This window comes from Bradyrhizobium sp. 956_D2_N1_4, assembly GCF_052076025.1.
GTDB lineage: Bacteria > Pseudomonadota > Alphaproteobacteria > Rhizobiales > Xanthobacteraceae > Bradyrhizobium > Bradyrhizobium barranii.
Map to the genome: position 1 here is coordinate 2195143 of NZ_CP197237.1, position 13515 is coordinate 2208657.

Genomic DNA, 13515 nt, shown 5'->3' on the forward strand with positions numbered 1-13515 from the left:
TCCTTTATAAAATTAGTTTGCAAAATTAAATATCGTCGGATAGCGTGGCGGTCAATAGAGGAAGCGAGGAGGGCCCATGGCCAAGTTTGATACAAAGATGGATCGTTATCCGTTCGTGCCAATCACACAGCGGCCGACCTACGATTGGCCCGGTGGCAGGAGACTTGCCGTTTATTTTGCAATCAATATCGAAGCATTCGAGTTCGGCCGAAACCCTGGACCGGACTTCACGACCATGCCGGCTCCGCCGTTTCATCGCGGCTATGCTTACCGGGACTTTGGTAATCGGGTTGGGATCTGGCGCCTGATCGATCTCTTCAAGGAGTTCGACATTCCGCTCTCGGTGCTCGCCAATACCGCCGTCTACGATGCCTATCCCGAGCTCATGGCTGCGTTTCGACGGCGGGGCGACGAGTTCGTCGGTCACGGTCGCACCAATTCGGAGCGGCAGATCGACATGACCGAGGCCGAGGAACGCGACATGCTGAGAGAGGTTCGGCTCCGCTTCGAAAAGGAAGAGGGGGCGGCGCCGCAGGGGTGGCTCGGACCCTTCATCTCGCAGAGCACGAAAACTCCAGAGCTGCTGGTCGAGCAAGGCTTCGGCTACATGCTCGATTGGTTCTACGACGAGCAGCCGCAGCTGTTCAGAACGGATCTCGGCCCCATTCTCAGCGTGCCGTATCCATCCATGGAGCTGAATGATCTGCCGGCCGTCTTCAATAGAAGGGTCAGCGACGCCGAGTTTGCCGATCTTCTGGTCGATGCTTTCGATCAGCAATTGCAGGACTCCGAGAAATATCCGCTCGTCTTCTCGGCCGCACTCCACACCTTTGTCATGGGCCAGCCGCACCGAACCCGAAAGTTGCGGCGCGCGCTCGCGCACATCGCCTCCCACCGCGACAAGGTCTGGATCACGACGGCCGGCAAGATAGCCGCTCATGCGCTCTCGCTGCCCAAGGGGACGCTTCTCAGCCCCGAGATCGCAGGGACGGACATTTCGCCTGAGCATTCATCGCATCGCGCAAGCGGCGTCTGATCTCCCGGGAGATGCTCGATATGGTGAAGCGATATCTCGATAAGTCTGCCTCGATCGAAATAGCGGAGCGGCCATGATTGCTCAGCAAATTGTTAATGGCCTCATGCTCGGGGGCGTGTACGTGATGGTCGCCGTCGCCTTTACGCTGGCGATCGGTGTTCTCAACTTCCTCAATTTTTCTATTCCTGGCATCTTCATGGTTGCAGGAATGGTTTCGTGGGCCGCGCTTAAGAGCGGCCAGCACTGGCTGCTCGCGTTCGGCTTCGCGCTAATGGCGAGCGCCGTCGTGGGAGTCGCCGTCTATTTCCTGACTTATCGACCGAGCAGCGACAGCGACCCGGAGGTTCCTCTCGTCAGCTCATTGGGATTCCTGGTTCTCCTCGAGAACCTGATCGTCTTGTGGTTGGGATCTGATCAACAATCCTATCCCGCGATCATTGCGGATTTTAATTTCAGAGCGGGCTCAATCATCGTCGGCGGAGCTCAGTTTCTAAGTCTGGCACTTTCGCTCGCGTTTGTGATCGCACTGTCCCTGTCGTTGCGGTTCACGAACCTCGGGCGTCAGGTCAGGGCGATCGCCGAAAGCCGCCGCACGGCATCGATCCTCGGTGTGAATGTCGGCTCCGTCGTCCCTAGAGTGTTCGTGCTGAGTGCGCTGTTTACAGGCGCCGGTGGCATCCTCTTCGCGATTAGCTACCTGCAGGTGTCCTCGTCCATGGGGGAGAGCATCGGGTTCAAGGGTATCAGCGCAATGATCATCGGCGGCATGGGCAACATCTGGGGAGCGGTCGCTGGCGGCCTGCTGATCGGGCTCGTCGAGATATTGTCGACGCAGTTCCTTGGTGCCGACTTCGTCAATATCGGTGTCTACGGCTTGCTCCTGGCTTTGCTGATCATAAAGCCTGAAGGGCTTTTTGGCATGGCTGTCGCCAGGGAGAAGCTCTGATGTCGGGCTATCTGACCGGGCTCATCGTGCTTCTTGCCCTCAACGCAATCGCCGCTTACGGCGTCTACCTGCCGATGGCCGCGGGACAGCTCAATCTCGGAATCGCGGGATTCATGGCGATCGGGGCCTACGCCTCTGCATATCTCACCAACGTGTGCGGATGGCCGGCCCTTGCCGCTATAGCGGCTGGCGGGGGGACAGCGGCAATTCTGGCGTTCGTGGTTGCGATGCCAATCCTAAGGACCCAGGGCATTTATCTGTCCCTTGCGACCTTTGCTTTGGGACAGGTCATCTGCGCGATATTGCTTAATCTGGAAGTTGTCGGCGGTGCCGCCGGCTATCCCGTCTCGACCCACATCGAGGCCTCTACGGTCGTCGCCGTGACGGTGGTAGTCGTCTCGCTCGTATATCTGATGTCGACGACACGAGTGCCGATCTATCTCGCGGCCGTGAAGAATGATCCATTGGTCGCCGACCTCCTGGGCCTGAATGTCAAGGCCCTTGGTGTCGCCGCACTGACTGCTGGCGCGACCATCGCCGGCGTAGGTGGGGCACTATATGCGCACTACTTCAATTACGTCGAGGCGCAGTACTTCGGCGTGATGCTGAGCACCTACACCGTGCTCTACGTACTGCTCGGTGGGACCCAATCGGTTTTGGGGCCTCTCGTCGGTGCCGCGATCTTCACGATTGTACCGGAAGCACTGAGGTCCAGCTCGCAGTGGCGATATGCGATCTTTGCACTTTTCATCATCCTCTTCATGGCCCTGCGCCCGCAAGGGCTGATCACTCGTGGACTGACGCGTCGGCGCGCGCAGGCAGCAGTACAGGGCGGAACAACCGCGTCATGACCATGCTCCTTTCGATGCAAAATCTATCAAAAGCATTCGGCGGTCTCGAAGTCGTTCGCGAACTCTCCTTCGACGTGCCGGAGCGAACAGCAACCGCACTGATCGGTCCCAATGGTGCCGGGAAGACGACCGTCTTCAACCTCATCAGTGGTGTGTACCCGGTCACTTCGGGAAGCATTCGGTTTCGCGGCTCGGATATCGTGAATCTTCCGTCACGCTATCGGATCAAGCGCGGAATCGCCCGCAGCTTTCAGAATATCCGCCTGATCCCCCGTCTGTCAGTGATCGATAATCTGCTCATCGGCCAGCACGTCACACTGACGCGGCCTTTCGATGTGATGCGGCCATTTCGATTGGTTCGGGATCACGAGTGGATCTGCGCGGCCAAGGCCGAGCTTTCGGCGTTCGGTCTAGGTCAGTATGCCGATGAACCCGTAGGTCTGCTCCCTTACGGGATCCGCAAGCGCGTGGATCTCATCCGGGCAACCCTGTCGTCGCCCTCGGTTTTGATGCTCGACGAGCCGGCTGCGGGTCTCAATGCATCGGAAACACGCGAATTGCATAGCCATCTCGATACTCTGAAGGAGCGGGGAGTAACCCTTCTCGTGATCGAGCACGACATGCAGTTCATCCGATCGGTCTGCGAGAAAATTGTCGTGCTGAACTTTGGCTGCAAAATCGCAGAAGGATCATTCGACCAGGTGAGGACGGATGAGCAAGTTCGTGAAGCTTATCTTGGGGCGGAGCAGGCGGCATGAGCGGATTGATCCTCGACATTGAGCAAATGTCGGCGTGTTACGGGCGGGTCGAGGCGCTCATCGGTGTTTCGCTGCAAGTCGCGCATGGTGAGATCGTGACCGTTGTCGGTGCAAATGGGGCCGGCAAGAGCACTCTGCTCCATTCAATTCTCGGAATGGTCTCGCCAGCGAATGGCAGGATTACTTTCGCCGGCGCGGACATCACCCGCTGGCCGATTCACCGTCGCATCGACACCGGGCTCGTTCTCGTGCCGGAGGGCCGGCGGATCCTGGTGTCCATGACGATCGAAGAAAACCTGCTTCTTGGCGCCCATATGCGGCAGGACAAGACTGCCGTACGGCGTGAGATCGATGGCATCTATGATCGGTTTCCAAATCTCGCGCAGCGCCGAAATCATGATGCATCATGCTTATCTGGTGGGGAACAGCAGATGCTTGCGCTCGGCCGCGCAATGCTGGCGAAACCACAACTCCTGATGATGGATGAACCATCCCTCGGCCTGTCACCCTTGTTTGTCTCGAAGCTGTTCGAGCTCATCCGGGAATACAATCGCAAGGGGCTCAGCGTGCTGTTGATTGAGCAGAACACCGCAAATGCTCTGAGGATCGCTCACCGCGCGACAGTGCTGGAATTGGGCCGAGTGGCCCTCGAGGGGAATGCTGCCGCCATCGCTGGCAGCGCTCGCCTTCAGGAAGCCTATCTCGGGGGCGCGGCTCGCGAGGTTACGGAGATTGATCACAAGAGGAAGTCAGCAGGGAGGCGTTCATGAAATGCAGAAGAATTCTCGCGGGAATCGCAATTGCAAGCGCGCTTGCGTCGGCGGCGTATGGGCACGAAAGGGAGTTGGTCATCGGGTTGTCGATGGCCAGGACCGGTACGTTCGTAAGTGTGGCGAACGCAAACGAAATTTCCGTCGATATGGCCGTTGACGAGATTAATCGCGCCGGCGGCGTCAACGGATCCGCAATCCGGCTCGTGAAATTCGATACGGCCGGTGACCCCAAGCAATCGGTGCTCGCGGTGGAGCAGTTCGCTCGTGACAACGGGGCCCTTGCCATCGTCGGCCCATTCTCGTCGAGCGAGGCGCGCGTGGCATTTTCGGCCGGAGAACGGCTCGGGATCGTCCAGATGTCGATGTCATCTTCCGCACCTGGAGTAGCGGCCCCATTCAAGTATGCTTTCCGGAATACTGTCGATGAAGGCCTGGTCATCGAGATGGTTCTCAAGGCCATGCGCGCCAAGAATCTCAGCATGGGGACTGCGGCGATTGCTTACGCGACCGACGACGCCGTATCCAAGGCGGTCGGCACCACGGTGCTGCCGGAGGCGCTGATTAAAGTCGAAGTCCCCGTCGGCGGATTCGTCGATTTTCCGTACAAGGCGTTCGACATGTCGGCTCAGGTCTCGAAGCTCGCCCAGCTGAAGCCCGATATCGTCGGCGTTGGGGCTCCCCCCGAGGCCATGATCAATCTGGCCAAGGAGATGAAACGGCAGGGCGTTAGCGCTCGCCTGTTCGCGGGCACGACGGTCGGCGATCCCGACTTGCCGGTCCGGTTTGGAGATGCGGGCGAGGGGACGATCATTGGCTCACCCTTCTATAGCGATCTCAACGATGCCGTCCGGGCCTTTGCAAGGTCGTTTGCGACCCGGGCAGAAGCCGCCAAAATCGGCCGGACGGTGCCAAATCAGACTGATATATCCAGCTACGATATCGTCTACCTCTATGCGGAGGCCATGAAGCGCGCTGGCGTGACGGGCGAGCCGTCCAAAATCGCTGCTGAGCGCACCGCTGTCAGGGACGAATTGCGGAAAATGAAGGATTACCCGGCTCTTGGTGGGAAAATCACATTTCGGGAGAATGGTGACGCGATCAAGCCCATTTACGTACTTGAGGCCAAAGGCGGACACTGGACTCTGTTTGATCAGCGTACCGGAGATTGAACACGGCTGGACGGTGCCGGATCATCGGCACCGTCCAGCCACTGCCATTACGACGGATGATCCGGCACCAGGACAGCTCGTCCGACAACGCGGCCCTCCCTGAGATCGGACAGTGTCTCATGAGCCCGATCAAGCGGCCTGGTCACAATCGGCATCTGGTCCACGCCTGTCCGCACCAGACTCATCAGCTCGATCAGATCTCGTCGGCTACCAACGAATGAGCCGGACACCGTAATGGCCCTTAAGGGCATTGTTGCCAGCGATAGCGTGCGCTCGCCGCCAAAGAGACCGACGATTACATAGATTGCGCCCTTGGCGAGGGTCGCCATGGCGAGATCCCATGAAGCCGGCGATCCGACGAAGTCGATGATCGCATGAATGCCTCCCTGGGCGCTCTCGGCAAGGAGTTTGGCAAAGTCATCTTTCGTAGGATCAAGAGCTGCAATGGCACCTGCTGCCAGCGCCGCACTGCGCTTATCGGGATCAATGTCCGCAACGATCGCGCCGGACCGCCCCATCGCCTTCAACAGAGAAAGGCACATCAGGCCGAGCCCGCCGGCCCCGACAATCAGGATTGGCTTTCCCAGGCGGTCGGGGCCGAGCTTCTTCAGGGCGGAATACGCCGTCAGCCCCGAGCACGCATAGGGCGCAGCCTGCTCCGGCGGGATCGCAGGAATATCGATGAGGTATCGGGGGTGGGGGACCAGGACGTGGTCGGCATAGCCGCCTGGGCGCAATACGCCTAGATATTGCGGAGTCGGACACAGATGCTCGTCGGAACTCTTGCAGACCTGGCACTCTCCACATCCAAACCAAGGATAGACCAAATAGGTTCTGCCCATTTCAGCGAGACGCATGGCGTCTTCGCCCGCCGCAACCACCGTGCCAACGACCTCGTGGCCCATGGTGTGCGGCAGCTTTTGTCCCCGGTCGGACATCTTCATCATCTTGCCCCCGCCCAGGTCATAGCCGCCTTCCCAGATATGAAGGTCGGTATGGCAAACGCCACAGGCGTTGACCCTGAGAAGGACTTCGTTGCCCTTCGGGACGGGCGTAGATGTTTCGACGCATTCGAGGGGAGCCCGGTATCGGGTGAGCGCGAGACTTTTCAAATGTTCCTCCGTTGTGAGTGAGCCTGAACGACGCCTTGCCCTTTTGCCTTCAGCCGCCGCGCGTCGATCTTCGTGCTTTCGATTTCACCTTTGACGTCGTGATGCGAGTCGCGGTCCGATTGACATCCAGGTGACGCATCTATAGCAATATAGTTAGGTTGGTTAAATAACTAAATGAGGCTGAGATGTTTGAGAGGGCACTGAAGAATTTCGATATCGGCTTTCTGAATTCCGGGACGTACGCGCATGGCGACGGATGGAGCCCGACCGATGGCAGGATCCCGTTCGATGCGGTCGACCCGGCTCAAGACAAGGTCGTAGCCCAAATCGCTGGTGCCAACGAGCGCGACTACGAGCGCGTCATTCGCTGCGCTCAGGCCGCGCAAACCGAGTGGGCAACCGTTCCTGCTCCGAGGCGAGGAGAACTGGTCGGGCGGATAGGTTCACTTGCTGCAGAGTACCTTGACGACCTTGCTGCGCTCATCGTCCTCGACACAGGCAAGGCGATTGGCGAGGCCAAGGCCGAAATCCGCGAAGTCATCGACATGGCTGCGATGGCGGCGGGTCAATCGCGCATGATGTATGGTTTCGTTCAACAATCGCAGCGCAGCAAGCACCGAATGTACGATCAATGGCTGCCGCTGGGCGTCGTCGGCGTCATCACAGCCTACAACTTCCCGGCATCGGTCTGGGCCCAGAATGCCTTCCTTGCTGCCATCGGAGGCAATACGGTCATCTGGAAACCTAGTCCAAAAGTGCCACTCACCGCGCTTGGCCTGCAGCAGATCTGCAATATGGCGATGAACGAGCTCGAGCTCGACGGTGTCTTCTCGCTTTTCATGCCCGGCGATAACAGCGTAGCGGAGCTGCTCATCCACGATAAGCGCATCGCTTTGGTATCGTTCACCGGATCAAGTGCCGTTGGCCGGAGGGTTGCAGACGTCGTGGGCAGCACATTGGGCCGCCGCTACCTGCTCGAATGCTCAGGCAATAACGGATGTATCGTTGACCAGACCGCTGACCTCGCGCTGGCCGCGCGGAGCATCGCCTTCGGTGCCGTCGGCACGACCGGCCAACGCTGCACGAGCACAAGACGCGTCATTGTCCAACGTTCGGTCGCGAAACCTCTGATCGAGCTCTTGAAGCAGGCCTTTGGTCAGATCACGGTCGGCGATCCCAGGGAGGAGGGAACGATTGTCGGCCCCCTGGTGGACCGCGACGCAGTGATGCTTTTTGAAAGGGCCGTTCGAAACGCAAGGGATGCTGGAGGAAAGGTCATCTTTGGTGGAAAGCGTATCGATCGTCCCGGCTACTATGTCGAGCCAACGCTGATTACAGACCTGCCTCACGACTTGCCTTCTGTTCAGAAGGAAACCTTTGCTCCGATCCTCTATGTCTTTATCTACGATACGCTTGAGGAGGCCATTCATATCAACAACAGCGTACCTCAGGGGCTCTCGTCAGGCATTCACAGCACGGATCTATCCAATATCGAGCTGTTCCTGTCTGCCGCGGGAAGCGACTGCGGCATCGCAAGGGTCAATATGGGGACGACCGGCGCCGACATCGGCGCTGCGTTTGGCGGCGAGAAGGAGACAGGCGGCGGACGCACTGCCGGCTCGGATGCATGGAAGGGCTACATGCGAAGACAGAGCGTGTGTGTCAATTGGGGAGGGCTGTCTCCCTGGGATGCCTGCATCCGTCTCTAAATTAGCAAGCCGACTTGGGCTGCGTTGACGTCAAGAATTGGCCTCAAGCCGTCGCGGCTTGAGGCCGTGGCTCGTATGCGCGCAGACCGAGTTTCGGGCTCAAAGACGATCCCTGAGGGATCAACCGGTCGCGTCAGCGCAACAGTCGGATCCAGCCCATCATGAACTGGACGGAGAACATCTTTCAGGAGTTTATTGACGCCCTTCAGACGGCCATGGATGAGGACGAATTCGAGCGGATCGCCACGCGAGCATCCCATGGTCTCGGCTTTCGCTGGTTTGCCTATCTCAGTATTGTCGACAGCTCGCAAAAATTGATCTCGTCCTACCCGAAATCCTGGACGAGCCGATATCTGCGCCACCGCTATCATCGGCTCGATCCGGTCGTGCTCCGCGCAAGAGCCGAACACGCGATGTTCACCTGGGGAGCATCGTCCGGGTCAACCCGTCCAAGAAACCGTGAGCAATCCCGCTTCTTTGAGGAAGCAACGGGATTCGGGATCAAGTCCGGAATAACGGTGCCGATCAGGGCAGGGTTCGGCCGCATGGCGGCCTTTACGGTCGCGACCGATGATGCCCTGATGGAGCCGGACCTCCTGCTTGCGACGTCGAATGACATCGTGCAACTGCTCGGGCTCTATTTCCATACGCATCTGCGTGGGCGAGCCCCCGCGAACCAGACACGGCGGGAGGGCCAGATCCTCAGCCAGCGCGAGCGCCAATGCCTTGCGTGGGCCGCTCTCGGCAAGACAGTGTCCGAGACAGCCGTGCTTGTCGGCGTCACCGCGCGCACAGTGGCATTTCATCTCGAAAACGCACGCCGCAAGCTCGACGCGGTTTCGATCACCCATTGCGTTGCGCTGGCGATCCGGCGACGGCTGTTGCCCTGACGCAACGAGACATCTTCAGATCCCTGTGTTGACGCGCCAGCGCGTATCGCAATCCGCTATCTTGTGGAAAAATTGACGCTGAGTTGGCTCTCGCTGGCGTAAGCTTCTGTTTGGTTGTGAACCTGTCAAATAACACAGGCGCTGCTTGCGCCGCTCTCTGGTCTGGTGGGCTTTCCCTCAACGGAGCTTGCCATGCACGCTGTTACTCTCGATCATCGTCAAACCGGATCCCAACTCGACCTCTTGGTGCAGATGTTCCGCCTGCGCCGTCGTGTTTTCAGGGATCGTCTGGATTGGACGGTCTCAGTCTCCGGAGATCTGGAGATCGACATCTACGATGCGCTGGCACCGACCTATGTCTTGGTCGTCTCCGACGACTATGACGTCCTGGGGTGTGTGAGGCTGCTTTCGACCACCGGTCCCACCATGCTCGCGGACACGTTTCCAATATTGCTTGGCGACAAAGAGGCGCCGAGGAGCGAGCTCATCCTGGAGAGCTCGCGGTTTTGTGTGGATACCGATCGAGCCGTTGAGCTTGGCCCACACGGAATCAATCGTGCGACGTTCGTACTGTTCGCGGCAATGCTCGAAACGATGCGGGCGAAAGGGGCAAACGCAATCGTGACCGTTACGGATGTGCGGATGGAGCGCATCTTGAGACGCGCCGGCTGGCCGCTGGAAAGGCTGACGGAGCCGCGCAAGCTCGGCCAGACAACCGCGCTTGCGGGATATCTCCGGGACTCCGATTTGGCGCTTGAGGCGATGTACCGCCAAGCAGGGCTCGAAGGGCCCGTCGTGCGCAATCAGCCCGAAGGCCGCAAGGCCGCGTGATCGGGCGCGGCACCGCGCGTCAAGGAGCCCGCTTGTGCTGGCAGACCCCCGCCAGAGTCGCGTTGTCTTGCTAAACCTCGCGCGCGGCAGTACGGCGGGAGCAGCAGAGCGTTTCCCTGTCCGCTGCGGTGGAAGCCTGACGCTGCTCCCGGTCTGTCACGAAATTCTTGGCGCAAAGTCGATCGCAGTCGGCGAATATCTGACAGACCTGCTGCCGGTGGAGGTCGCGGCTTCGATCGAACACCTCAAGTCCGACGCTCTGTCGCCGTGGCGCGACCCAGGATTTTCCGCTCACTTTGCGGAGGCAGACGTCGGTATCATTTTTCTCGGTGGCGGGTTTCTGGAGGAAGAGGTGCTGATCGCAGCGCTTGAGGGTGCTAAACGGGGTTACGAAATGCGACTGCTCTCGGATCTCGCGTTTGCGCGACGGGAAACGGACCGTCAGCTTGTCGTAAACCGGTTGGCACACCATGGCATCGTTACCACCACAATTCGCCAAGCCTTGTTCGAATGGGCGGTGGTTCTCGATGATCCGGCGATGACACACAGGATCCGGCAGTTGCTGCCTTGATTGGGCGCCCCCGCAAGCGTTCGCTTGCTGGCCGGGCTCTCGTGAACCGAGCCCTGTCCGTTCTCGGCCTTCCGGCTTCGATCCCTGACGCAAAGGACCAAGCCAACCAGATGCGCGCGAAGCCTGCGTTAACAGACGTTCTCGAACGATGCCCGCGAAACGGAGAATGCGGGAAAGGAAGCTGGATGCCGCAAGTTCTTGCGTGAGACGACCCAATGCTCGCGATGTCTAGAACGCCCGAACGCCGGAGTCCTTGATGACCTTGCCCCAGCGACCGTAGTCGGCCTTGATGGTGTCCGTGAAGCCCTCAGGCGTCGAGGTGGTGACGCGCAGTCCCTGGGCGTCAAGGCGGGCTTGCACGTCGGGCAGGGCTCCGATGCGGACGATTTCGGCGTTAAGACGCTGGATAATTTCGACCGGCGTACCTGCCGGCGCGACGAGGCCGAACCAGGAATCGACGACGAAGTCGGTTACGCCAGCTTCCGCAGCCGTGGGCACGTCTGGAAGTTGAGGCGAACGCTCGCGGCTGGTGACGAGAAGTCCCTTAATCTTGCCGTCGCGGATCTGCGGCGCAAGCACGGTCAGAGTGTCGAACGATAAGTTCACAACGTTGCCAAGCAGAGCGTTCACCGCAGGCGCGCTGCCCTTAAAGGGCACGTGCAGCAGGCTCGTGCCGGTCTGGGTCTCGAAAAGTTCGCCGCTCAGGTGACAGAGCGTTCCCGGACCGCACGACGAATATGTCAACTTGCCGGGATCTTTCTTCGCCGCGGCAATCAGCTCTTTGGCGTTCGCAACCGGCGTATCCGGGGCCGCTGCTAGCACATAAGGGACCGTGGCGAGGTTTGAGATCGGTACGAAGCTCTTGAAGGGATCATACCGGATCTCCTTGTTGATGTGCGGCAGGATGGCCAGCTGGCCAGCGGGAGCCAGAGACAACGTGTAACCGTCGGGATCCGCGCTGGCCACGGCTTCGGCGGCGATGGCAGTGCCTGCGCCGGCCTTGTTTTCGATCACGACGGGTTGCTTCAGCGCCACGGTCAGTTTGTCGGCGTAGATGCGAGCGACCGTGTCCGCGGCACCACCGGGGGGAAACGGTACGACCAGTTTGATGGAGCGGCTTGGCCATTCACTTGCCATCGCGGCGCTCGCGCCGGTGAATAGGGATGCGGCTAAGATCGATGCGGCGAAGAAGCGAAAAAGTCGGGCGGGGCGCACGGCAAAATCCTCAGTTGCGTTTGGCCTGTTGCGCGCACGTTCTCTCGGAAACGTCTTCTCGCAACTTGGCGCTGAAGACTCAATAAATGCTGTTCGGCCGAACTCGCGGCAATGGAACCGCTTTCCTAATGAGAGGCGATCGATGGTCAATCTCCTCTGTCCAATGCGCGACCGCGAGAAAAAGCGCCTTTCCCTGTTGACAGGGGGGGATTTGGCCGGCTCTGGTTCCGAACAGGAGCACTATGACGGACCTGGGCGTCTCGGGCTAACTTGACCCTCTTGGGGCTATAGGTCGCCGCTATCGCGCCGCTTGCCACACGGATCAAATTTGGAGTGAATACATTCCTCAGCTTATATTCGGCCTGGTCTACCTGCTTATCCTGACCCGCTTTATCTGGCCGCTGCAGTTGCCGCTCTCGGTGAAGATCGTGGTTGCCGCGCTTGCATTGGTCGCATTGCAGTTTCACCGGTGGAGCAAGCTCTCGTCAGGCTCCGTGTTCTCTCCGGAATTCCCGCGACCGGTTGTCGCTATCTTCAACTGGGCTTTCGGCGCGCTCGTCCTGCTGGCGCTGCTTCAACTGATGCTCGATGCCGGACTTCTATTCGGCTTGCTGATCCACGGCGGCCCCCTGAGTGCTCCCGACGGTGTCCGCTACGGGTTGGCCGGGTTAGCATCGATTGCGGCTGCGACCGGCGTCCATCAGGCAATGAGGATTCCGCCGCTGAAGGACGTCGAAGTCCGCATCCCCGGACTTCCGCTGCAATTCGACGGTTATACCATTCTGCAACTCACCGATCTTCACATCAGCCGCCTCTTTCCAGCATCATGGGCGCGCGCTGTTGTCGAGCGATCAAACAAACTCGGCGTGGACCTGATCGCGATCACGGAGATCTGATCGATGGCACGCTTGAAGCGCGACGCGCCGACATCGGGCCGTTGCGGGACTTGAGGGCGCCCGACGGCGTCTACGTGATCTCCGGGAATCACGAATACATTTTTGGCTACAGCACATGGATGGCACACTTCGCCGCGTTGGGACTGCTCTCGCTCGAGAACAGGCACATCGTTCTCGAGCGCAATGGCGGTAAGTTGGTCCTCGCTGGCATCACCGACCGGGCATCGCGCCATAGAGGACATCCCGACCGCGATCTCGCTGCGGTCCTAGAAGGCGCTCCAGAAGGCGCTCCTCTCATTCTGCTCGACCACCAGCCAGGCGACGCACGAAACGCCGCGGCGCTTGGCGTGGCTCTGCAACTGTCCGGACATACGCACGGAGGACTGATTCTAGGGCTCGACAGGTTGGCCGCGCGCGCCAACGCCGGCTACGTTTCAGGTCGGTACGACGTCGACGGGATGATGCTCTACGTGAATAACGGCACGGCCCTATGGCCGGGCTTCGCGCTGCGGCTCGGTCGTCCGTCTGAATTGACGCGGATCACGCTGCGCCAGACGAGTGCCACGTGAGGTCGACTTTGGGTCCAAAAACTGACGGCAAGCCAAGGGCGTGAGGTCAGCTATGGGCCAACACCGGACCGCTGCATCGCAGCACGTAAAGGACTAGCTCCCATCAGCTAGAGACCCGCCTATCGGATGGCGCTTGGCGGCCCGGGCCAGATCGGGATTGATACCGCGAAGACCTGGCGCTTTAGGATC

Annotated in this window: 12 protein-coding genes and 1 pseudogene; 11 read left to right on the top strand and 2 right to left on the bottom strand. The window is 59.6% G+C overall.

Annotation, left to right across the window (positions count from 1 at the left end; all coding sequences use genetic code 11):
- Positions 1-76: 76 nt before the first annotated feature.
- The 6 genes from AB7535_RS09800 (at position 77) to AB7535_RS09825 (ending at position 5533) form a co-directional block, all read left to right on the top strand.
- Positions 77-1036, top strand: coding sequence for a polysaccharide deacetylase family protein (locus AB7535_RS09800; RefSeq protein ID WP_354113030.1), 960 nt, complete (start codon positions 77-79; stop codon positions 1034-1036).
- Positions 1037-1109: 73 nt separating this feature from the next.
- On the top strand, positions 1110-1982 hold the full coding sequence (locus tag AB7535_RS09805) for a branched-chain amino acid ABC transporter permease (RefSeq protein WP_085404924.1): 873 nt from the start codon (positions 1110-1112) through the stop codon (positions 1980-1982).
- Positions 1982-2833, top strand: coding sequence for a branched-chain amino acid ABC transporter permease (locus AB7535_RS09810; RefSeq protein ID WP_354113029.1), 852 nt, complete (start codon positions 1982-1984; stop codon positions 2831-2833). The genes AB7535_RS09805 and AB7535_RS09810 overlap by 1 nt, the downstream gene beginning before the upstream one ends.
- Complete coding sequence (locus AB7535_RS09815) at positions 2830-3591, top strand: ABC transporter ATP-binding protein (RefSeq protein ID WP_085404922.1); 762 nt, start codon at positions 2830-2832, stop codon at positions 3589-3591. The genes AB7535_RS09810 and AB7535_RS09815 overlap by 4 nt, the downstream gene beginning before the upstream one ends.
- A complete protein-coding gene (locus tag AB7535_RS09820) occupies positions 3588-4361 on the top strand; it encodes an ABC transporter ATP-binding protein (protein ID WP_439036163.1) in 774 nt (257 codons plus the stop codon). The genes AB7535_RS09815 and AB7535_RS09820 overlap by 4 nt, the downstream gene beginning before the upstream one ends.
- The gene (locus AB7535_RS09825; RefSeq protein ID WP_354113028.1) at positions 4358-5533 is read left to right on the top strand and encodes an ABC transporter substrate-binding protein; all 1176 of its coding nucleotides are present in this window, start codon (positions 4358-4360) and stop codon (positions 5531-5533) included. The genes AB7535_RS09820 and AB7535_RS09825 overlap by 4 nt, the downstream gene beginning before the upstream one ends.
- 47 nt (positions 5534-5580) lie before the next feature.
- Here AB7535_RS09825 and AB7535_RS09830 read toward each other — a convergent pair whose 3' ends face one another.
- Positions 5581-6645 carry an alcohol dehydrogenase gene (locus AB7535_RS09830; protein WP_354113027.1) on the bottom strand — a complete coding sequence of 355 codons (1065 nt, stop codon included), beginning with the start codon at positions 6643-6645 and terminating at the stop codon, positions 5581-5583.
- 185 nt (positions 6646-6830) lie between these two features.
- On the opposite strand from AB7535_RS09830, the gene AB7535_RS09835 reads away from it, so the two are divergent.
- The 4 genes from AB7535_RS09835 (at position 6831) to AB7535_RS09850 (ending at position 10646) form a co-directional block, all read left to right on the top strand.
- Complete coding sequence (locus tag AB7535_RS09835; protein WP_063984059.1) at positions 6831-8354, top strand: aldehyde dehydrogenase family protein; 1524 nt, start codon at positions 6831-6833, stop codon at positions 8352-8354.
- A gap of 161 nt (positions 8355-8515) precedes the next feature.
- The gene (locus tag AB7535_RS09840; protein ID WP_063984058.1) at positions 8516-9244 is read left to right on the top strand and encodes an autoinducer binding domain-containing protein; all 729 of its coding nucleotides are present in this window, start codon (positions 8516-8518) and stop codon (positions 9242-9244) included.
- Between the two features lie 192 nt (positions 9245-9436).
- Positions 9437-10075 carry an acyl-homoserine-lactone synthase gene (locus AB7535_RS09845; protein WP_063984057.1) on the top strand — a complete coding sequence of 213 codons (639 nt, stop codon included), beginning with the start codon at positions 9437-9439 and terminating at the stop codon, positions 10073-10075.
- 34 nt (positions 10076-10109) lie between these two features.
- Positions 10110-10646 carry a hypothetical protein gene (locus tag AB7535_RS09850; protein ID WP_354113026.1) on the top strand — a complete coding sequence of 179 codons (537 nt, stop codon included), beginning with the start codon at positions 10110-10112 and terminating at the stop codon, positions 10644-10646.
- 228 nt (positions 10647-10874) lie between these two features.
- Here AB7535_RS09850 and AB7535_RS09855 read toward each other — a convergent pair whose 3' ends face one another.
- The gene (locus AB7535_RS09855) at positions 10875-12011 is read right to left on the bottom strand and encodes a Bug family tripartite tricarboxylate transporter substrate binding protein (RefSeq protein WP_439036164.1); all 1137 of its coding nucleotides are present in this window, start codon (positions 12009-12011) and stop codon (positions 10875-10877) included.
- A 191-nt stretch (positions 12012-12202) separates the two neighbouring features.
- On the opposite strand from AB7535_RS09855, the pseudogene AB7535_RS09860 reads away from it, so the two are divergent.
- A pseudogene (locus AB7535_RS09860) lies at positions 12203-13326 on the top strand (metallophosphoesterase).
- Positions 13327-13515 lie beyond the last annotated feature (189 nt).